General features: G+C 40.4%; 1 protein-coding gene. It reads right to left on the bottom strand.

Features of this window, described 5'->3' with window-relative positions:
• Positions 1-508, bottom strand: a 508-nt coding sequence (locus A3739_RS06320; protein ID WP_156502400.1) for a hypothetical protein, incomplete at its 3' end; no start/stop codon positions are given.
• Positions 509-814 lie beyond the last annotated feature (306 nt).

The raw sequence follows: 814 nt of genomic DNA, 5'->3' as shown, positions 1-814 counted from the left end.
TTACAGGATTTGTCAGAGGTAAATAATCGAATCCACTATCTGGCGGCGTTAGGGTTAAAAACGACCATTTCGAATATTGGCCTGACAAAAAATTGATGTCGCTTGTTGTGTAAGGTTGAAGAACAAGAGAACCGAGATGAGTCAGCTTTTTCGGTTCTATGTTGAATGTCGGGAATGAACTCCAAACACCGAATCTTGCTTCAAAGTTCGGGGCGCCATAAGAAACCGATTTTCCTCGTCCTGTTAACTTGAAAACGGTGTATAACCCAGGTGGAAGTTGAGCAGCAAAAACAGCTGTGTTTGCCGTGTCGATGGCTGATTTTTTAAGTTCAAAAAATCTTATGCGATCGATTTCTTCTATTCCTAGCTCGGGGCCTTTTAGCTTTTGTAATACTAGTGTATCGAAGCCTTCCACAAATCGTGTGGCTTCCGAGTCGTTTAAGTTTACGTCGACATAAACCATCCCTAGTACTGGAGCGATTGGTGTATCGTCATGGTAAATAACCATGTGAGATGACCCACAAGCTGTTAATAGGAATAAGGCTGAAATTGCAAAAAATATGCGCGTGAAGGATTTATACATCATTTACTTCTTTTGTTGTTTTTATGAGGGCGCACATTATATACATTTTGGTTTAGCAAACGAGTGTTAATTCAGACCTATCTATAATCGATTAATCTGGACATTTTCTCATCGCCATTTTTCTTTATTGAATCAATAACTCCTCGACGGTTCTCTAATGTGTGATTCTGGCTGACTTTCCATTTGCCTTGGATTTCATCAATGGTGATGCGCAGACCGACAATCGCTCTG

It is taken from the genome of Oleiphilus sp. HI0067 (genome assembly GCF_001635735.1).
This window is presented reverse-complemented; position numbering and strand designations above follow the sequence as displayed.